At 67.6% G+C, this 18,356-nt stretch carries 19 protein-coding genes; 9 read left to right on the top strand and 10 right to left on the bottom strand.

The annotated features are described in order from the left end of the window. The first annotated feature begins 21 nt into the window (after window positions 1-21). A complete protein-coding gene (locus tag AWC25_RS00965; protein ID WP_069399104.1) occupies window positions 22-669 on the top strand; it encodes a class I SAM-dependent methyltransferase in 648 nt (215 codons plus the stop codon). A 3-nt stretch (window positions 670-672) separates the two neighbouring features. Beyond that, window positions 673-1,059 (top strand): ester cyclase, encoded by a 387-nt coding sequence (locus AWC25_RS00960; protein ID WP_069399103.1) that lies wholly within the window; start codon window positions 673-675, stop codon window positions 1,057-1,059. A gap of 16 nt (window positions 1,060-1,075) precedes the next feature. Here the strand turns inward: AWC25_RS00960 and AWC25_RS00955 are convergent, their stop codons facing one another. The 4 genes from AWC25_RS00955 to AWC25_RS00945 form a co-directional block, all read right to left on the bottom strand. Beyond that, window positions 1,076-1,810, bottom strand: coding sequence for a superoxide dismutase family protein (locus tag AWC25_RS00955; RefSeq protein ID WP_085166244.1), 735 nt, complete (start codon window positions 1,808-1,810; stop codon window positions 1,076-1,078). Between the two features lie 175 nt (window positions 1,811-1,985). Continuing rightward, window positions 1,986-2,390 carry a hypothetical protein gene (locus AWC25_RS27220; RefSeq protein ID WP_244899438.1) on the bottom strand — a complete coding sequence of 135 codons (405 nt, stop codon included), beginning with the start codon at window positions 2,388-2,390 and terminating at the stop codon, window positions 1,986-1,988. Further along, on the bottom strand, window positions 2,366-2,971 hold the full coding sequence (locus AWC25_RS27215; RefSeq protein ID WP_232326906.1) for an LLM class flavin-dependent oxidoreductase: 606 nt from the start codon (window positions 2,969-2,971) through the stop codon (window positions 2,366-2,368). Before AWC25_RS27215 ends, AWC25_RS27220 begins: the two co-directional genes overlap by 25 nt. A gap of 105 nt (window positions 2,972-3,076) precedes the next feature. After that, entirely contained in the window at window positions 3,077-3,376 is a 300-nt protein-coding gene (locus AWC25_RS00945; protein WP_044509927.1) for a WhiB family transcriptional regulator, read from the bottom strand. A gap of 378 nt (window positions 3,377-3,754) precedes the next feature. Here AWC25_RS00945 and AWC25_RS00940 point away from each other — a divergent pair, with 378 nt between their 5' ends. From AWC25_RS00940 to AWC25_RS00930, 3 genes are all read left to right on the top strand, one after another. After that, entirely contained in the window at window positions 3,755-4,549 is a 795-nt protein-coding gene (locus AWC25_RS00940) for a tetratricopeptide repeat protein (RefSeq protein WP_069399100.1), read from the top strand. A gap of 81 nt (window positions 4,550-4,630) precedes the next feature. Continuing rightward, window positions 4,631-5,206, top strand: a complete 576-nt coding sequence (locus tag AWC25_RS00935; protein WP_069399099.1) for a sigma-70 family RNA polymerase sigma factor — start codon at window positions 4,631-4,633, stop codon at window positions 5,204-5,206. Further along, the gene (locus tag AWC25_RS00930) at window positions 5,199-6,002 is read left to right on the top strand and encodes an anti-sigma-D factor RsdA (protein WP_085166225.1); all 804 of its coding nucleotides are present in this window, start codon (window positions 5,199-5,201) and stop codon (window positions 6,000-6,002) included. The genes AWC25_RS00935 and AWC25_RS00930 overlap by 8 nt, the downstream gene beginning before the upstream one ends. A 10-nt stretch (window positions 6,003-6,012) precedes the next feature. Here the strand turns inward: AWC25_RS00930 and AWC25_RS00925 are convergent, their stop codons facing one another. Beyond that, window positions 6,013-6,423 carry a DUF5319 domain-containing protein gene (locus AWC25_RS00925; protein ID WP_044509930.1) on the bottom strand — a complete coding sequence of 137 codons (411 nt, stop codon included), beginning with the start codon at window positions 6,421-6,423 and terminating at the stop codon, window positions 6,013-6,015. A 160-nt stretch (window positions 6,424-6,583) separates the two neighbouring features. Here AWC25_RS00925 and guaB point away from each other — a divergent pair, with 160 nt between their 5' ends. Genes guaB through AWC25_RS00910 form a run of 3 tightly spaced genes read left to right on the top strand, consistent with a single transcriptional unit; the run spans window position 6,584 to window position 11,110 of the window. Beyond that, the gene (gene guaB, locus AWC25_RS00920) at window positions 6,584-8,173 is read left to right on the top strand and encodes an IMP dehydrogenase (protein ID WP_069399097.1); all 1,590 of its coding nucleotides are present in this window, start codon (window positions 6,584-6,586) and stop codon (window positions 8,171-8,173) included. 14 nt (window positions 8,174-8,187) lie between these two features. Next, complete coding sequence (locus AWC25_RS00915; protein ID WP_069399190.1) at window positions 8,188-9,315, top strand: GuaB3 family IMP dehydrogenase-related protein; 1,128 nt, start codon at window positions 8,188-8,190, stop codon at window positions 9,313-9,315. 40 nt (window positions 9,316-9,355) lie between these two features. Beyond that, the gene (locus AWC25_RS00910) at window positions 9,356-11,110 is read left to right on the top strand and encodes a GMC oxidoreductase (protein WP_069399096.1); all 1,755 of its coding nucleotides are present in this window, start codon (window positions 9,356-9,358) and stop codon (window positions 11,108-11,110) included. Between the two features lie 12 nt (window positions 11,111-11,122). Here the strand turns inward: AWC25_RS00910 and AWC25_RS00905 are convergent, their stop codons facing one another. The 5 genes from AWC25_RS00905 to AWC25_RS00885 all read right to left on the bottom strand — a co-directional run bounded on the left by AWC25_RS00905 (window position 11,123) and on the right by AWC25_RS00885 (window position 17,620). Continuing rightward, complete coding sequence (locus AWC25_RS00905) at window positions 11,123-12,025, bottom strand: TauD/TfdA dioxygenase family protein (protein WP_069399095.1); 903 nt, start codon at window positions 12,023-12,025, stop codon at window positions 11,123-11,125. Between the two features lie 87 nt (window positions 12,026-12,112). Continuing rightward, on the bottom strand, window positions 12,113-14,488 hold the full coding sequence (locus AWC25_RS00900) for a glycoside hydrolase family 65 protein (RefSeq protein ID WP_069399094.1): 2,376 nt from the start codon (window positions 14,486-14,488) through the stop codon (window positions 12,113-12,115). Beyond that, window positions 14,485-15,243, bottom strand: a complete 759-nt coding sequence (locus tag AWC25_RS00895; protein WP_069399093.1) for a beta-phosphoglucomutase family hydrolase — start codon at window positions 15,241-15,243, stop codon at window positions 14,485-14,487. The genes AWC25_RS00900 and AWC25_RS00895 overlap by 4 nt, the downstream gene beginning before the upstream one ends. Before the next feature lie 83 nt (window positions 15,244-15,326). Further along, a complete protein-coding gene (locus AWC25_RS00890; protein ID WP_069399092.1) occupies window positions 15,327-16,118 on the bottom strand; it encodes a class I SAM-dependent methyltransferase in 792 nt (263 codons plus the stop codon). Next, on the bottom strand, window positions 16,115-17,620 hold the full coding sequence (locus tag AWC25_RS00885) for an MFS transporter (RefSeq protein ID WP_069399091.1): 1,506 nt from the start codon (window positions 17,618-17,620) through the stop codon (window positions 16,115-16,117). The genes AWC25_RS00890 and AWC25_RS00885 overlap by 4 nt, the downstream gene beginning before the upstream one ends. A gap of 79 nt (window positions 17,621-17,699) precedes the next feature. On the opposite strand from AWC25_RS00885, the gene AWC25_RS00880 reads away from it, so the two are divergent. Continuing rightward, the gene (locus tag AWC25_RS00880; RefSeq protein WP_085166224.1) at window positions 17,700-18,338 is read left to right on the top strand and encodes a winged helix-turn-helix transcriptional regulator; all 639 of its coding nucleotides are present in this window, start codon (window positions 17,700-17,702) and stop codon (window positions 18,336-18,338) included. The last annotated feature ends 18 nt before the right edge of the window (window positions 18,339-18,356 follow it).

Here is an 18,356-nt window from a genome sequence, read left to right as displayed (position 1 = left end):
ACTCCACTAGGGTGAATCGCTATGTCGCCGAAAGCCTCGCTGGCAACCACACACAGCGCCATTCGCGCATTCTGGGAGGAGGAGGGCGCACGTTACGATCACAAGGACGCCCACGGCATCTTCTCTGAGAGCGAACATCGTTTGTGGACAACGGTTTTGGGTGAAATCACGCCCCCCTCCCGGGTGCTGGACATCGCCACCGGCACGGGCTTCGTCGCGTTGTTGCTCGCGGAGCTCGGTCACCAGGTGACCGGATTGGACGCGTCGCAGGCCATGCTGGCAAACGCCCGGACCAAAGCCACCGAACGCGGGTTATCCATCACCTTCGTGGAGGGCGTCACCGAGCAGTTGCCGTTTCCCGACGCCGGCTTCGACGCCGTGACGGCCCGCCACTTCATCTGGACCCTCGTCGAACCCGCCAAGGCGTTCGCCGAATGGCGTCGTGTCCTGACGCCGGGCGGGACGCTGGTTGCCGATTGTTCCCTCGATGCGCAAGTGGCGGCGCATCACTACGCCGATGACGTGGCCGCCGCATTGCCGTTCAGCGGCGTGGGTGATCCGGCGCCGGTCGTAGATGCGTTGCGGGCGGCGGGATTCGGCGCAGTCGACGTCGAAATTCTCGGCGGCGACGAGCAGCGCCGGCGCGCCGTCCTGCGGGCCCGCGCGTAACCCGTGGCCGCGGACTACCGAGCCCTGTACCAGGCTTATCTGAAATGCTGTAACGACCACGATTTCGACGGAATGGCATCGTTCTACACCCCGACCATCAAGGTCAACGACGCCACGATGGATCCCGCAGCCGTGGCCGCGCAGTTCGCGCCGATAGTCTCCGCGTTCCCGGACTGGCATTGGGATATGCGGCACATTGTCGTGGACACCGAATACATCTCGGTCCACTTCACCGTCACCGGAACCCACCGCGGCGTCTTCGAAGGAATCGAACCGACCGGCCGGCGGGTAAGCGTGTCGGAGTTCACGCTGTACCGCGTCGACAACGGCAAGTTCGCCGAGGTGTGGGATCTCGCCGACATGGGCAAGGTCGTCCGGCAGATCAGCTAGACGCGAACTCGCGGCCTCAGCGCGTTCCGGGAGGCAGGCTCGGCGGGGTCGTCGCCGGGGAAGCCGCTGTGGTCGGCAAGGACGACGTCGTCGGGGTCACCGTGACCGTGCTGGTGCTCACGGACGGCGGTGGCACGACGGCAGTGGTGGTCACCGTGGTGACGCTGCTCGTCGTGCTCGATGTCGTCGTCGTCGAACCGGACGCCGCGGCGATCACACCACAAGCGATGCGCTTGCTCTCAGTGCTGGACCCGGTGGTCAAATCCTCCGCGGTCTGGTGGACCACGAGCGAAGAACCCGAGCTGTTACGCAAGTCCGCCGCCGTCACCAAGTTCGTGGTGGTGACGAGTTTGGCCGAGCCGTCGGAACGTACCTGCAAGGCGGTCAGGTCACCGCTGGCGGGGAAGCCGCTGTGGTCCGGCGCCTGGTACACGCTTCCGGCCGATTCGAAGTCCGGCGACTCACATTTGCCGACCGCGTGAATCATTAGCCCATGGAACCCGGGGGTGAGGATCTGGTTGGGTCCGGCCTCCACCGTGACCGTGGCGTAACCGTTCGCGAAATCGATAGTGGCGGTGCCGACCTGGGTGCCGTCGGCGCTCTTCAACTGGGTCGTCATCCGCTCGGCTCCGGGTGCAGCGCTCGACGAGCCCGACGTGCCGGCCTGGTTGCCCTGCTGGTTTGCGCATGCAGCCAGTGGTGCGATGGTTGCGGTCAACGCCGCTATGGTGACGGATACGGGCTTTTTCATGGGTTTTTTCATGGGGCCGGATTTACCCCCGCTCACGCCCACCGAAACGAAGGTTGGCGGGCCCGTGCTCACCACTGCTGCACGGTCGGGCGGCGGCCACCGCGGCCGATGCGATCGCGTCCGCTTCGACAGCACGAATTACGTTGCGGCCCAACATAGCTTAATGGGGCGGACGTTACAGGCCGGCAGCAGCGGCGAATACTCTGAGCTCGCGTTCGATGTCGGATCCGGCTGGCTGGTAAACGATTTCGGTGACTCCCTGCGCGGCCAGTGCAGCGATCTTGGCCGCCAATTCCTCGGCGGTGCCGGTCACTGCCATCGAACTTGCGAAGGGAAGCACGTCGGCAACATGCGGCTCGTCACTGGGATTGGCTTGGACGAGATGTCCCTGATGGATCGCGAAATGGCGCTCGTCTTCGGGGTAGGCCTCGATCAGTTCACGCCAGTTCTGGCCGCCGGGCACGGCGTCGACCGCGGCGGCGCCACCGCGCTCGTACAGCGCGTGATCGATCACCACCGCGCCCGGACCCGCGGCGTCGACGGCGCGCGGCGACGTCAGTTCTTCCCCCTCGTCGAGCACGGTGCCGAAGCACAGCAGCGCGCGCCAGTCGCAAACCTGTGCGGCATCGGGCTGCGGTACCGCCGCGGAGAAGACGCCGTCGCCAAGTTCGGCGGCACCGCAATCGGGCGTGGTGCGCCGAAGCCGGGCAGGTGCAGCATCTTGATCTTGGCCCCGTCCCACTGCGCGGCTTCACCGGCGAGCAGCGCTTTCAGGCACCGCACGTACTCGGCGACCTGCCGCCAGGGCATCGCGCGCTGGCCCAGGGCCATGCGGCCGGTATAGCCGGAGCCGATCGCCACCACCACGCGTCCCGGTGCCAGGGTTGCCAACTCGGCGATCGCCGCGGCGTTGACCATCGGATGCCGCAAGCTGGGGACGAGCACGCCGGGCCCGATGCCGATGCGAGACGTGCGTTGCGCGCATTGGGTGAGAATCATCCACACATCGAGATACAAGGCGGGCGAGTCGTACAGCCAGGCCCGCTTGTACTGCAATGCTTCGGCCAGCTCCACGTGCGACGGGGTGTTCGTCGACGTCGCAAACGCGCACGAGATGTCCACATCCTCTAGTGGGCGGGCCGCGCCGTCAAGGTCGGCCACGCTCCTCGAGACTTAAGCCAGTGCGATAAGCGGCGGCGTGTCGTCGCAACTGGTTAAGTGTCGCGACGGGATCGCGCCACCTAAGAGTCCGCAGGTGCCCGCGGTTCAGGCCGAGCGGCGGATGCGGCCGATGTCTCCCTTGAGCAGCATGTCGCGCTCGGATTCGGACAGGCCACCCCAGACGCCGTACGGTTCACCGACATCGAGGGCGTGGGAGCGGCACTGCTGGATCACCGGGCACTGCCGGCACATCTCCTTGGCGCGCTGCTCCCGTTGCATGCGGGCGCGGCCGCGCTCCCCGTCGGGATGAAAGAACATCGACGAGTCAACGCCTCGGCACAGTCCCTGCAGTTGCCAGCTCCAGATGTCGGCGTTGGGCCCAGGTAGCTGCTCAGGCTGTGGCATGGTTGGTTCCCTCTCTGCACGGCGCGCCCAACGAGGTCGGGTTCGCAAAGTGAGTGTGCAACTGATTTAAGGGTGGCGTCACCGATGACTACCCGTCATCGCTAGAACTTAGGGGCGCTGATGAATTTCCGTCAATAGCCGTTTAGCGCGGCAAAGTATCTGAGATTAGAGCAGAATTAACTTTGCGTTCATCTGGCACGCATTTCGCGTAGGAGAACCGTGCTACCAGGCACTTGACGCCAGAAGGATTTCCCAGCTCAGGACACAAACACTTGGAAGCGCCATTTATTACAGACCCGATCGTGATTAACATTTCGGTAACACCCACAGCACGAAGTGTTTACTACTATCACCGTGATTGAAACCGGTTGCACTTCGATGATTGAGCCGACTCTGCGCGCGGCGGCGTTCGGCGATCAGCCGGGACGCTGGCCGCTACCGACCGCGACCACCAACGACGAGCTTTGGTTGCGGGCCGTCGCGGCCGGCGGCCAGGGCCGCTACGGCAGCGCCTACCGCGACCTCGCCGCCGTGCGCCGCAGCGCATCGTCCGGACGGCTGGTGTCGCTGGCCCACAGCACGCACGGATCGTTCCTGCGTCAACTCGGCGGGCATGCGCAAGCGCGCGGCTGGGACGGGCGTGCCCTCGCGCTGGCGGGCCCCGATCCCGAAGCCCGCGCCGACGCCCTGATCGGTTTGGCGGCCGACGCATTGGGCGTCGGCCGGTTCGGTGTCGCGGCGACGTTGTTGTCCCGCGCGGATTCGGTTCTCGGGGAGCCGACGCTGCCCGACCGGTTGCCGGTGCGCCGGCGATGGGTGGGTGCCGAGCTGGCGATGGCGTGCGGCGACGGCCGGACCGCGGTGCGTGCCGCCGAGGAGGCCGTCGCACTCGCCGCAGCCATGACCCCGGCCTCGGAGCGTCACCGCGTCAAGAGCGACGTCGTGCTCGCCGCGGCGCTCTGCAGTGCCGGAGCCATCCAACAAGCGCGCACCCTGGCCGACGCGGCACTGGACGCGGCGGGCCGATCGGGGCTCATTCCGCTGCGGTGGGCGGTGGCTTGCTTGCTAATCGATATCCAAAGCGTCACATTTTCGGCACCGGCGCTGACCGAAATTCGGGATATCTGCGCAGGCCAGGTGCGGCGCGCCGGGGGAACGTGGCTTTCCGCTTGAAACCGCTTGGGCCCGTTATTGTCATTGCGTGAGTTAACCCCGCGATGTGCCCGCTTTGTAACGTTGGAGATACCGCCGTCGATGACAATTCAAGCGGAACGTCTCGACGCTGTGGTTGCCGAAGCCGTAGCCGGAGACGGAAACGCCCTACGCGAGGTGCTGGAGACCATCCGCCCGATTGTGGTGCGATATTGCCGAGCGCGAGTCGGCACGGTCGAGCGGGGGGGCATGTCGGCCGACGATGTGGCTCAGGAGGTGTGCTTGGCGACGTTGACAGCACTGCCGCGCTACCGCGATCGCGGCCGCCCCTTTCTGGCCTTCCTCTACGGCATTGCGGCACACAAGGTGGCCGACGCCCACCGCGCCGCCGGCCGCGATCTCGCTTATCCCTCCGAATCCGTTCCCGAACGTTGGTCACCCGAAGCGGGTCCCGAGCAGCGGGCCATTGACGCCGATTCGGTCAGCCGCATGAACGAACTGCTCGAAATCCTGCCCGCCAAGCAGCGCGAGATTCTCATTCTCCGCGTCGTAGTCGGTCTGTCCGCTGAGGAGACCGCCGCCGCCGTCGGCGCCACACCGGGCGCGGTCCGGGTGGCTCAGCATCGGGCCCTACAACGACTCAAATCCGAGATGGTTGCGGCGGGGGACTATGCCTGAATCTGGGCCTGAATTCGGTTTCACCGAGCGACCGGGGCTGGACGAGCTGAGCCGTACCGATCTGCTCCTGGACGCGCTCGCCGAACGGCAGCCTGTCGACGTCGACGATCCCAACGAGGACGCACTGGCCACCCTGCTGGGCGATTGGCGCGACGACCTGCGCTGGCCGCCGGCCAGCGCGCTGGTTTCCCCGGAAGAGGCCGTCGGCGCGCTGCGCGCCGGCATGCTCGAGCGCCGGCGCAGCCGGCGCAGCCTCGCCACCATCGGATCGGTGGCGGCGACACTGCTGATCCTCAGCGGGTTCGGCGCGATGGTGGTGGAGGCTCGCCCGGGCGGGACGCTCTACGGCCTGCACGCAATGTTCTTCGACGAGCCCTCCGCAAGCCAAAGCCAGATCATGTTGTCCGCCAAGGCCGATCTGGCCAAGGTGCAACAACTCATCGACAAGGGGCAGTGGACGCAGGCCGAGGACCAGCTGGCCGAGGTCAGCAGCACGGTGAACTCGATGAACGACAGCGCCGGCCGCAAAGAGTTGCTGGACGAGATCGATCTGCTCAACGCGAGGGTGGATGCGCGCGATCCGAACGCGACATTGCCGCCGGCCGCCCCGCCCAGCCCCGCCGCGCTCCCGGCGCCGCAGTCGCAGGCCCCGCAGGCTCTGGCACCCTCGGCCGCGGGGTCGCCGGATGGAATCAGTCCGAGCGCTACCGTTTCGGCACCCGCGCCGTCGCCCACCCCGGCCGGCGGCCATCATCATCACCACCGGGGGTCGATTCCACCCAGTGTCACGCCCTGACGGGCGGCACTCAGCGGCGGTGAAAGCCGTCGGCGTCCGACGTCGCCTCGTTCAGCGATGCGTCGGCGTATCCCCGGCAATAATCCCAGGTGACGTAGGCGTCAGGCTCCGGGTCGTAGGCGGGCTCGTGGGGGCGGACGGTGCCGTCGATCAGCAGTTGCAGCAGGTTCGCCCGCAGCATGTCCCAGTCGTGATAGTGGTCCTGCTGACACTCGTCACAGCAGACCACAAGTCCACGAATTCCCTTGTGCGCCAATAGAGCTTCATAGACCGCGAGGTCGGCGAGGTCGGCCTCTACCGCCATCCGTTCTTGCTGATCCAGGGGTTGGCCGGGTTCGACGGCATCCAGCGCCGCCGACGGGTCACACGGGTCGTCCGCGAAAGGGTCGGGTGGCAAACCCGGCGGGAGGTGGTCACGCACGCCCCTAGCCTACGCAGGCGGGCCGTGGTAACGCCAGCAGGGAAACCTGCACGGTCAGCGTTCCGATTGGCCGGGCGGCGCGCCAGCACGTGCGACTCCTTGCCGTCCGGGACGGATAGGATGGCATTCTCGCTCCGCGCGCGTATGGAGGGTTTCACCGATGTCCCGTGGCACGTCTCACCTGGAAGACAGCTCCGACCTGGTCGCCAGTCCCTACCTGCGCGTCGGCGGTCTGGCGGACGACCGGGTGCCGACCGGCGGGGACAACCCGCACAAGGTCGCGATGCTCGGCCTGACCTACGACGATGTGCTGTTGCTGCCGGCGGCTTCCGACGTGGTTCCCGCCACAGCCGACACCTCCAGCCAGCTAACCAAGAAGATCCGGCTGAAGGTGCCGCTGGTCAGCTCGGCCATGGACACCGTCACCGAATCGCGGATGGCCATCGCGATGGCCCGGGCGGGCGGCATGGGCGTGCTGCACCGCAACCTGCCCGTCGCCGAGCAGGCCGGCCAGGTCGAGACGGTGAAGCGATCCGAGGCCGGCATGGTCACCGACCCCGTCACCTGCCGCCCGGACAACACGCTGGCCCAGGTCGACGCGCTGTGCGCCCGGTTCCGGATCTCCGGCCTGCCGGTGGTCGACGACTCCGGCGCGCTGGTCGGCATCATCACCAACCGCGACATGCGCTTCGAGGTCGACCAGACCCGGCCGGTGTCCGAGGTCATGACCAAGGCCCCGCTGATCACCGCCCGCGAGGGCGTCACCGCCGACGCGGCGCTGGGCCTGTTGCGCCGCAACAAGATCGAGAAGCTTCCCGTCGTCGACGGCCACGGCCGGCTCACCGGGCTGATCACCGTCAAGGATTTCGTCAAGACCGAACAGCACCCGCTGGCCACCAAGGACAGCGACGGCCGACTGCTGGTGGGCGCCGCCGTCGGTGTCGGCGGCGACGCCTGGGTGCGCGCGATGATGCTCGTCGACGCCGGCGTCGACGTGCTGATCGTCGACACCGCGCACGCGCACAACCGCACCGTGCTCGACATGGTCGGCAAACTCAAGGCCGAGGTCGGGGAGAAGGTCGAGGTGATCGGCGGCAACGTCGCGACCCGCGCCGCCGCCCTGGCCCTCGTCGAGGCGGGCGCCGACGCCGTGAAGGTCGGGGTGGGCCCGGGTTCGATCTGCACCACGCGCGTGGTGGCCGGGGTGGGCGCACCCCAGATCACCGCGATCCTGGAGGCCGTCGCGGCGTGCGGGCCGGCCGGCGTGCCGGTCATCGCCGACGGTGGCCTGCAGTATTCCGGCGACATCGCCAAGGCGCTGGCGGCCGGGGCGTCGACGGCCATGCTGGGCTCGCTGCTGGCCGGCACCGCCGAGGCGCCGGGTGAGCTGATCTTCGTCAACGGCAAGCAGTTCAAAAGCTATCGCGGCATGGGGTCGTTGGGTGCCATGGCGGGTCGCAGCGGCGGCAAGTCGTACTCCAAGGACCGCTACTTCGCCGACGACGCGCTTTCCGAGGACAAGCTGGTGCCCGAGGGGATCGAAGGCCGGGTGCCGTTCCGCGGCCCGCTGTCCTCGGTGATCCACCAGCTCACCGGCGGGCTGCGCGCCGCGATGGGTTACACCGGCTCGCCGACGATCGAGGTGCTGCAGCAGGCGCAGTTCGTCCGGATCACGCCCGCCGGACTCAAGGAGAGCCACCCGCACGACGTGACGATGACCGTCGAAGCACCCAACTACTACGCCCGGTGAACAGCGAACTGGCAATGGTCGAAATCGGGATGGGCCGTGTCGCCCGTCGCACCTATGAGCTCAGCGAAGTCAGCATCGTGCCGTCGCGGCGCACCCGCTCGTCGCAGGACGTGTCGACCGCGTGGCAGCTGGACGCCTACCGGTTCGAGATCCCGGTGGTGGCACACCCGACGGATGCCTTGGTCTCGCCGGAGTTCGCGATCGAGTTGGGTCGGCTCGGCGGGTTGGGTGTGCTCAACGGCGAGGGGCTGATCGGTCGGCATGCCGACGTGCAGGCCAAGATCGCTCAGCTCGTGGAGGCGGCCGAGAAAGAGCCCGAACCGTCGGCGTCGATCCGGCTGTTGCAGGAGCTGCACGCCGCGCCACTCAACCCCGACCTGCTGGGCGCCGCCGTCGCCCGCATCCGGGAAGCCGGCGTGACCACCGCGGTACGTGTCAGCCCGCAAAACGCGCAGGCGCTCACCCCGGTGTTGCTGCAGGCCGGTATCGACCTGCTGGTCATCCAGGGCACCATCGTGTCGGCCGAGCGCGTCGCCAGTAACGGGGAGCCGCTGAACCTCAAGACGTTCATCTCCGAGCTCGACGTGCCGGTGGTCGCCGGCGGGGTGCTGGATCATCGCACCGCGCTGCACCTGATGCGCACCGGCGCCGCCGGCGTCATCGTCGGCTACGGCTCCACCCGCGGCGTCACCACCAGCGACGAGGTGCTGGGCATCAGCGTGGCGATGGCCACCGCGATCGCCGACGCCGCGGCCGCCCGCCGCGAATACCTCGACGAGACCGGCGGCCGCTACGTGCACGTGCTGGCCGACGGGGACATCCACACCTCCGGCGAGTTGGCCAAGGCGATCGCCTGCGGCGCCGACGCGGTGGTGCTGGGCACGCCGCTGGCCGAGGCCGCCGAAGCGCAGGGGGAGGGCTGGTTTTGGCCGGCCGCGGCGGCACATCCATCGTTGCCGCGCGGCGCGCTGCTGCAGATCGCCGTCGGTGAGCGGCCGCCGCTGCAGCAGGTGCTCAATGGGCCCTCCGACGATCCGTTCGGCAGCCTGAACCTGGTCGGCGGGTTGCGCCGGTCGATGGCCAAGGCCGGCTACTGCGACCTGAAGGAATTTCAGAAGGTCGGTCTCAGCGTCGGGACTTAACACTGGTTTGCTACCGGCCGGTAAGTTCATACTGGTGGGGATGAAACCAGATTTCGACGTCCTGATCATCGGTTCGGGGTTCGGGGGCAGTGTCAGTGCGCTGCGGTTGACCGAAAAGGGTTATCGCGTCGGCGTATTGGAGGCGGGCCGACGGTTTGCCGACGAAGACTTTGCGAAAACGTCGTGGAATCTGCGCAAGTTCTTGTGGGCGCCCCGGCTGGGCTGCTACGGCATCCAGCGCATCCACCCCCTGCGCGACGTCCTGATCTTGGCCGGAGCCGGGGTGGGCGGGGGATCGCTGAACTACGCCAACACCCTGTATGTGCCGCCGGAGCCGTTCTTCGTCGACCCGCAGTGGGCGGGCATCACCGACTGGCGTTCGGAGCTGATGCCGCACTACGAGCAGGCCAAGCGAATGTTGGGGGTGGTCACCAATCCGACCTTCACCGACGCCGACCGCATCATCAAGGAAGTCGCCGACGAGATGGGGTGTGGCGACACCTTCGTGCCCACCCCGGTCGGGGTGTTCTTCGGTCCGGACGGCACCAAGACGCCGGGCCAGAAGGTGCCCGACCCGTACTTCGGCGGCGTCGGGCCGGAGCGCACCGGCTGTCTGGAATGCGGCTGCTGCATGACCGGCTGCCGTTACGGCGCCAAGAACACCCTGCTGAAGAACTATCTCGGGCTCGCGGAATCTGCTGGGGCGCAAGTGATTCCGATGACGACGGTCAAGGGGTTCGAGCAGCGTCCGGACGGGCTGTGGCAGGTGCGCACGGTGCGTACCGGCAGCTGGGTGCGCCGCCGGCGGCAAACCTTCACCGCGTCGCATCTCATCCTGGCCGCCGGCACCTGGGGCACGCAGCACTTGTTGTTCAAGATGCGCGACAAGAGCAAGCTGCCGCGGCTTTCGCAGCGGCTGGGGGTGCTCACCCGCACCAACTCGGAGTCGATCGTCGGTGCGGGACGGCTGGAGGTCTCGCCGGATTTGAACCTGACGCACGGCGTGGCGATCACGTCATCGATCCATCCCACGTCGGACACCCACATCGAACCGGTGCGCTACGGCAAGGGCTCCAACGCCATGGGCCTGCTGCAGACGTTGATGACCGACGGCCCCGGGCCCGAGGGCCCCGATGAAACCTACGTGCCGCGCTGGCGGCAGTTGCTGGACGCCGCCGGCGAGGACCCGCGCAAGATGCTGCGGCTGCTCAATCCTCGGCAGTGGAGCGAGCGGACCATGATCGCGCTGGTCATGCAGCACCTGGACAACTCGATCACCACGTTCACCAAGCGCGGCAAGCTGGGCATCCGCTGGTACTCCAGCAAGCAGGGCCACGGCCAGCCGAACCCGTCGTGGATCCCGGTCGGCAACGAAGTGACCCGGCGCATCGCCGCCAAGATCGACGGCGTGGCCGGCGGCACCTGGGGCGAGCTGTTCAACATCCCGCTGACCGCGCATTTCCTGGGCGGCGCGGTGATCGGCGACAGCCCCGAGCGCGGGGTGATCGACCCCTACCACCGGGTGTACGGCTACCCGTCGCTGCTGGTCGTGGATGGAGCCGCGATTTCGGCGAACCTGGGCGTCAACCCGTCGTTGTCCATCACCGCGCAGGCCGAGCGGGCGGCCTCGCTGTGGCCGAACAAGGGCGAGGTCGATCAGCGGCCGCTGCAGGGCGACCAGTACCGCCGGCTCGAGCCGATCCCGCCGCACCACCCGGTGGTGCCCGCCGCGGCGCCGGGCGCGCTGCGCTGGTTGCCGATCAACCACATCAACTCGACGGCCGACGCCAGTTGACGATCGCGGACGCTAGCTCGCGATCACCTCGAGGGGTGCGCCGCTGACCACCCGGCTGCGTTCGCCGTGCACGTTGACCGGCACGTCGCCCATCAAGGTGACACGGTGCATCAGCCGCGGCTGCCCGTCGTAGTCGTCGATCGCCCGGTGCTGGGTGGCGCGGTTGTCCCAGATGGCGACATCGCCCGACGCCCAGTTCCAACGAATTGTGTTCTCCGGCTTGGTGATTCGCCGCTGTAGCAATTCCAGCAGGGCGCTCGATTCGTAGCTGTCCAGGCCGACGAAGCCACGCACGAAATCGCCGGCCAGCAGCGTCGGTTCGCCGGTCTCCGGATGCACCCGCACCACCGGATGCTCGGTCTGGAAGTCTTGCTTCTCGAACGCCTGGCGAAACGCGCGCTGCGCATCGCTCATCGCGTCGACGGCCTCGATGCTCACATAGTCGTAGCGGTTGCTGTGCAGCGCCCACAGGTTCTCGGTGAGGCTCTTGAGCGGCTCGGGCAGATCTTGATAGGCAGCGGCGGTCGACGCCCACAGCGTCGAGCCGCCATAGCTGGGCAGGGTGACCGCGCGCAGGATCGAGGCCGCCGGATAGTTCGCCGCGAAGGTGACGTCGGTGTGCCAGCGGTTGGCGGTCCCGTACTCGGAGTTAATCGGGGTGATGACGGGCGCGTTCTTGGCGGCCAGCACCGACGCCGCCGGGTGCCCGACGGGGGTGCCGAGCAGCGCGCCGAAGGCGAGCTGCTGCTGATCGTCGAGGTGCTGCTGATCGCGGAAGAAGATGACCTTGTGCGTCAGTAGGGCCTGGCGGATCTCCCCGACGACATCGGGCGCGAGGTCGCCGCCGAGGCGGACCCCGTCGATTCTGGCGCCGATGCGGCTGCCGAGTTTGGTGACGGTGATCTGGTATGTCATGGCTGTCGTCCTATGCCCGAGGTTCTGTAGTCAACTGACTATGCCCCGAAGTGTAGTCGGGTGTCTACAGTGCGGCAAGGGTCGCGGTCAGCGGTCCGACGGGCGCTGGGTGAGCTTGTGCCGGTGGGTCGGTGCGCAGCCGGGCGGCTGCGGCGGCGGCAGCAGCAGCGCCTTGCGCTGCCGGACCGTGAACGTCGTCGGCGCGTCGGTCTTGAGCAGGACCTCTTCACCGGCGTGCCGGATTCGCAGCTCACCGCCGGACCCGTCGGTCAGCGTGTAGGTGACGTCGCTGTGATTGGCGTCGACCATCAGCCGGAAGTCGCGCCAGCGCACCCGGAACCGCAGCCGCGAGATGCCGTCGGGCAGGGCGGGATCGACTTCCAGGATGCCCTCGTCGTCGCGCAACCCGCCGAATCCCGCGACGATCGCCATCCAGGCACCGGCCAGCGACGCCATGTGCAGGCCGTCGCGGGTGTTGGAATGCAGATCGCGCAGGTCGATCAGCGCGGCCTCGTAGGCGTAGTCGTGTGCCAACTCCAGATGGCCGACCTCCGCGCACATCACGGCCTGACAGCACGCCGACAGCGACGAGTCGCGTACCGTGCGGCGCTCGTAGTAGTCGACGTTGCGGGCCTTCTGCTCGGGCGTGAAGGCGTGGCTTTGCCACTGCATCGCCAACACCAGGTCGGCCTGCTTGATCACCTGCGCCGGGTAGAGCCGCACGTACGGCTCGTGCAGCAGCAGCGGATAGTTGTGCCGGTTCTCGAAATCCCACTCCGCGAACTTGGTGAAGCCCTCGCACTGCTGGTGCACCCCCAGTTCCTCGTCGTAGGGGATGTGGACCGCGTCGGCCGCGTCGCGCCAAGAGGACGTCTCCTCGTTGGTGACGCCGAACGCCTCGGCCTTCTCGGGGTGGCGATTGCACGCATCGGCGGCCACCACCAGATTGTGCGCGGCCATCAGATTGGTGAACACGTTGTCGCGCACGATCGCCGTGTACTCGTCGGGCCCCGTGACGCCGTCGATGTGCCAGACGCCGTGGCGGTCATGGTGGCCGAGCGACATCCACAGCCGGGCCGTCTCGATCAGCACCTGCAGGCCGCACTCCTCCTCCAGGGTCTGGTCGCCGGTGACGACCCGGTAGCGCTCGAAGGCCATCGCGATGTCGGCATTGACGTGGAAGGCCGCGGTGCCGGCCGGCCAGTAGCCCGAGCACTCCTGGCCGCGAATGGTCCGCCACGGGAAGCTGATCCCCTTGAGGCCGAGTTCACTGGCCCGTTCCCGCGCGAGCTCCATCGTCGAGGCCCGCCAGCGCAGCGAATCGGCGACCGCGTGCGGCAGCGTGTAGGTGAGCACCGGAAGCACGAAACCCTCGGTGTCCCAGAAGGCGTGGCCGTCGTAACCGGTGCCGGTGAGTCCTTTGCTCGGGATGGCGCGTCGCTCGGCCCGGGCGCTGGCCTGCAGCAGGTGAAACAGTCCGAATCGCACCGCTTGCTGGGATTCGGAGTCGCCCTCGACCTCGACGTCGGCGTTGTCCCAGAAGTCGTCGAGGTACTTGCGCTGCGCCTCCAACAGTCCCTTCCAGCCGCTGTATCTGGCGCTGTGCAGCGCGGCGGCGACCTGGTCGCGCAGCGCCGGCCGCGAGCGCTGGCTGGACCAGCCGTAGGCCAGGTATTTGACCAGGCGCAGCTTCTGGCCGGGTCGCAGTCCGCAGATCACGGTGGTGCGCGCCAGGTCGGCCCGGGCGTCGGTGTTGATCTCGACCCGGCCGGGCACGTCCACCTCGTGGTCCATCCCGGCGGCCATCATCAGCGCGCTGGCCCGGGTGCGGTGCATGAGTAGCGCCCCGCACTCGGTGTCCTCGTGGTCGACGGCCTCCAGGGGGTTGTCCAGGATGGCCGCGACCCGCGGGTCGGCCGACGTCCGCGGCTGGTCCTCGTTGGTGACGAGCTCGGATTGCACGGTGACACGGACGAATTCGCCGACCGCTTCCACGACGTACTCGATGGCGGCGACGCTGCGGTGCGCCAGCGACACCAGCCGGGTCGAGGTCACCTTGACTTCCTTGCCGGCGGGCGACGCCCAGTGCGCGTTGCGGACCAGCGTCCCGGTCTTCAGGTCGAGGCATCGCTCGTGCGAGATGAGTTTGCCGTAGCGCACGTCGAAGGGTTCGTCCTCGACGAACAGCCGGATGATCTTGCCGTTGGTGACGTCGACGATGGTCTGGCCGGCCTCCGGATAGCCGTAGCCGGCCTCGGCATACGGCAACGGACGGATTTCGTAGAAAGAGTTCAGGTAGGTGCCGGGCAGGCCGTGCGGCTCGCCCTCGTCGAGGTTGCCGCGCAACCCGATGTGCCCGTTGGACAACGCGAAGATCGACTCGGACTGGGCGATCAGGTTCAGGTCCAGCCGGGTCTCGCGGACCGCCCACGGTTCGACCGGGAAGGCATCCTGGGTGATCACGCCGTGGCCTCGTTGCCGTTTTCCAGCAGTTCCGCGAGGTCGGTCACCACGACGTCGGCGCCGTTGCGGCGCAGGTCGTCGGCCTGGCCCACCCGGTCGACGCCCACCACGAAGCCGAAGTTGCCGGCCCGACCGGCCGCCACCCCCGACAGCGCATCCTCGAACACCGCGGCCGCCGCGGGGGCGACGCCGAGTAGCTGCGCGCCGCGCAGATAGGAGTCCGGGGCCGGTTTGCCCTTGATGTGTTCCTCGCGCAGCGTCACCCCGTCCACCCGTTGCTGGATGAAGTGGTCGAGCCCGGTGATCTCGAGCACCTCACGGGTGTTCGCGCTCGACGACACCACGGCGATGCCCAGACCGGCGGCCGAGGCGGCCTCCAGGTAGCGCCGCGACCCGTCGAAGACCTCGACGCCGTCCTTTTCGAGGACCTGCTGGAACATGTCGTTCTTCCGGTTGCCCAGGCCGAAAACGGTTTCCTGGTCGCCCGAGTCGTCGGGATTGCCGTCCGGCAGTTCGATTCCCCGGCTCTGCAGGAAGGACCGAACCCCGTCTTCGCGTTTCTTGCCGTCGACGTAGGTCCGATAGTCCGCGGTGGCATCGAAGGGCACGAACGTCTCCCCGGTGCGCTGGGCTCGCTGGGACAGGTAGGCGTCGAACATGGCCTTCCAGGCCTTGGTGTGCACGCTCGCGGTGTCGGTGAGCACGCCGTCGAGGTCGAACAGGCAAGCGTGCACCGTCTCTGGCAGACCCAGCACAGAGGATCCTCACTGTCGGAACTAGTCGGGCGCTACCACTCCACCATGCTTGTCGGCCTGCCGCCAGAAAACGGCGGTGATGTTCAACTCGCCCGGGCGACGCCTTGAATGACCCGCAGTCGTCCATCCCCCAACGCGACGGTCAGATTTTCGGCCTTGCGCGCAAAGTCGGCTACGAAGGTGTGCAGGCCGAGTGGGTTGGCCGGCTGAGCCAGCAGGGCTTGCATGATCGCGCCCGCCTGGTCGGTCAGGTCGTTCCAGACATCGACGGCGAAACCGGACGACTCGAGGACGCCGCGCAGCTCCTCGGCGCTGACCAGATGACTCTGATCCGGTGTCTGCGCCCAAGGTAGCGGGTAGTCGAGTTCGTCCGGCACGCCAATGGCGATGTCCCACAGGGCGAGTCGGCCGCCGGTGACCAGTACTCGGTGGGCTTCGGAGTACAGGCGTGCCTTGTCGGCGACGTTCATCTGAACGTGCTGGCTGACGGCGACGTCGAAGGTCGCCTCGGCGAAGGGCAATGCCGTGACGTCACCGTGGTGGACAGTGATCCGGTTGTCCAGGCCGACGAGTCGATTGAGCCAGCGGTGTGTTCGGCAGTATTCGTCGGTGAGGTCGACGGCGGTGACCCTGCATCCGAAGCGGTCGGCGAGATACCGCGCGGTGCCGCCGATCCCGCTGCCCGCGTCGAGCACCACGCTGTCTTGGGCGATTTCGGCGAGGTCCGGCAATTGGGCGGTGGCGACGCGGCCCATGGTGTGGAAGTCCTCGAGCACGGTCAAGTCGGCGGGCACCAGGCGGGTGAGGTCTCTTCCGGCGGCCAATAGCGCGTGTTCGATGTTGGGCTGGGAAAGACCCGTCGAATACTGAGTCATGCGTTCTCCCTTTCCAATTCGCGTGCCCGCAACAGCCGCGCCACGATGATCGCCGCACCCAGCGCGATGCCCGCACAGACCAGCGAACCAACCTGCAAGCCGTCCAGGAACGCATGGTTGACGACCTGGCGCACCCGCGTGGCGTGTTCGGCGGGCAGCTGTTGAATCACTCCGTGCGCCACTGCCATTGAGTTGCGCATCGCGGAGCGCACGCCGGCCGGCAGTGCGGTCAGCTCGGGCGCGGCGGCGAGCCGTGCGGAATACACCGACGCGAAGACGCTGCCCACGATCGCGACACCCAGGGTGCCGCCGAGCTCACGGGTGGTGTCGTTGACGGCGGAGCCGATACCGGCCTTGTCGGCGGGCAGCGATCCCATGATCGCCTCGGTGGCCGGCGAGAAGGTCAGGCCCAGACCACCGCCGAGCAGAAGCATCTGCGCGGCGATCTCGGCATAGCTCGTCGCCGCGTCGGCGGTGGATGCCCAGGCCAGTCCGGCGGCGAACACGGCCAAGCCCCCGGCCACGACGGCGGTGGTGCCGATCCGCGCTACCAGCCGCGGGCCCAGGACGCTGGCCAGCGCGATCGAGACGGCCACCGGCAACAAGCGGACGCCACTGTCGAAAGCGCGGTATTCCTTGATGAATTGGAAGTACTGGGTGATGACGAAGATGAAGCCGAACAGCGTCAGAAAGCCGGCGGTCACCGCCAGGCTGCCGCCGGAGAACCGTCGGTTAGCGAACACCGTGACATCCAGCATCGGGTGCGAGCTGCGGCGCTCGACTATCGCGAAAGCGGCGAGCAGCGCGGCGGCCGAGATGAACCGGACGGTGGCCCGGGTGCCGGTCCACCCCCACGAGGGCGCCTCGATGACGGTGTAGTCCAGCGCGGTGACTCCGGCCGCGGAGAGCAGCAGCCCGGGAACGTCGATTCGGGGTGCGGCGGGATCGCGGGAGGTCGGCACGAACAGCAGGCCGGCGACGATGGCCAGCAGTGCGACCGGAATGTTCACCGTGAAGATCGCGCCCCACCAGAAGTGCTCCAGCAGCCAGCCGCCGCTGATCGGTCCCACGGCCACGCCGACCCCGACCATGGCCGCCCACAGACCGATCGCCTTGGCCCGGGGGGCCGGATCGGTGAAGATGTTGGTGATCAGGCCCAGTGTGGTCGGGAAGATCAGCGCCGCACCCACCCCCATGGCAGCCCGCGCCGCAATCAACTGGTCGGCGGAATTCGCTTGCGCGGCAAGGCCAGAGGTGATCGCGAAGAGTGCGAGGCCGGCATTGAGCCAGCCTCGCCTGCCGTAGCGGTCGCTGAAGCTGCCGGCCGACAGCAGCAGCCCCGACATGACCAGGGTGTACGCGTCGACGATCCATTGCAGCTGTGAGGTGTCGGCATCGAGTTCGCGCGACAGGGTGGGCAGGGCCACGTTGACGATGGTGGCATCGACGCTGATGACGAAGACGCCCAGGCAGATGACGGCGAGCCCGACGGTTCTATGCATGGACAAGACACTAAAGTTGATAGACAAATAAATCAAGTACAAGATAGAAAACTTTGTCCTTTCTCGGTATGATCGGCCGGTGCGGACTCGCAACTACAACCAGAACTGCCCGATTGCGCGCGGGCTCGACGTCTTGGGGGAGCGCTGGACGCTGCTGATCCTGCGCGAGCTGGTCGGCGGGCCCCGTCGCTACGGTGATTTGCGCGCCGAACTGCCCGGCATCGCAACGAATTTACTGGCCGAGCGGCTCAAGGAATTGCAGGACGCCGGCCTGGTGGACCGGACCGACCTGCCGGCCCCGATCGGGCGAACCGTCTACACGCTCAGCGACCACGGCTGGCAGCGGGTGCTGCCGATCATCCAGAGCATCGCGTGGTTCGGCCTGGACCGGTTGGATCCTATTGACGACGGCCCCACCACGCCGCTCAACGGATTCCTGGCCGGCATCCTGCTCGGCTTCGACTCCGGCAAGGCCGTGGGATTAGAGGCGACGTGCCGGGCCGAAATCGACGGCCGGCGTTTCGATTTCCTGGTCACCCAGGGGCGCCTGGCCGGTGCCGACGGCGAGCCCGCTGTCACGATCACCGCCGCCGCCGCGGATTTGGTGACCGCCCGGCTGGGCCGCAGCGATGCCAAACGGAAGGCGGCGCTGCGGCGCGTCACCGTCGCGGGCGATCCGGCGACCGTCGAGGTGGTACGTCGAGCGTTTGCACTGTAGGCATGCGATGCGACTCGT

Source organism: Mycobacterium sherrisii, from assembly GCF_002102355.1.
GTDB classification, from domain to species: Bacteria; Actinomycetota; Actinomycetes; order Mycobacteriales; family Mycobacteriaceae; genus Mycobacterium; species Mycobacterium sherrisii.
Note: the sequence above shows the minus strand (reverse complement) of the source record. Positions and strands in the feature narration are given on the sequence as shown.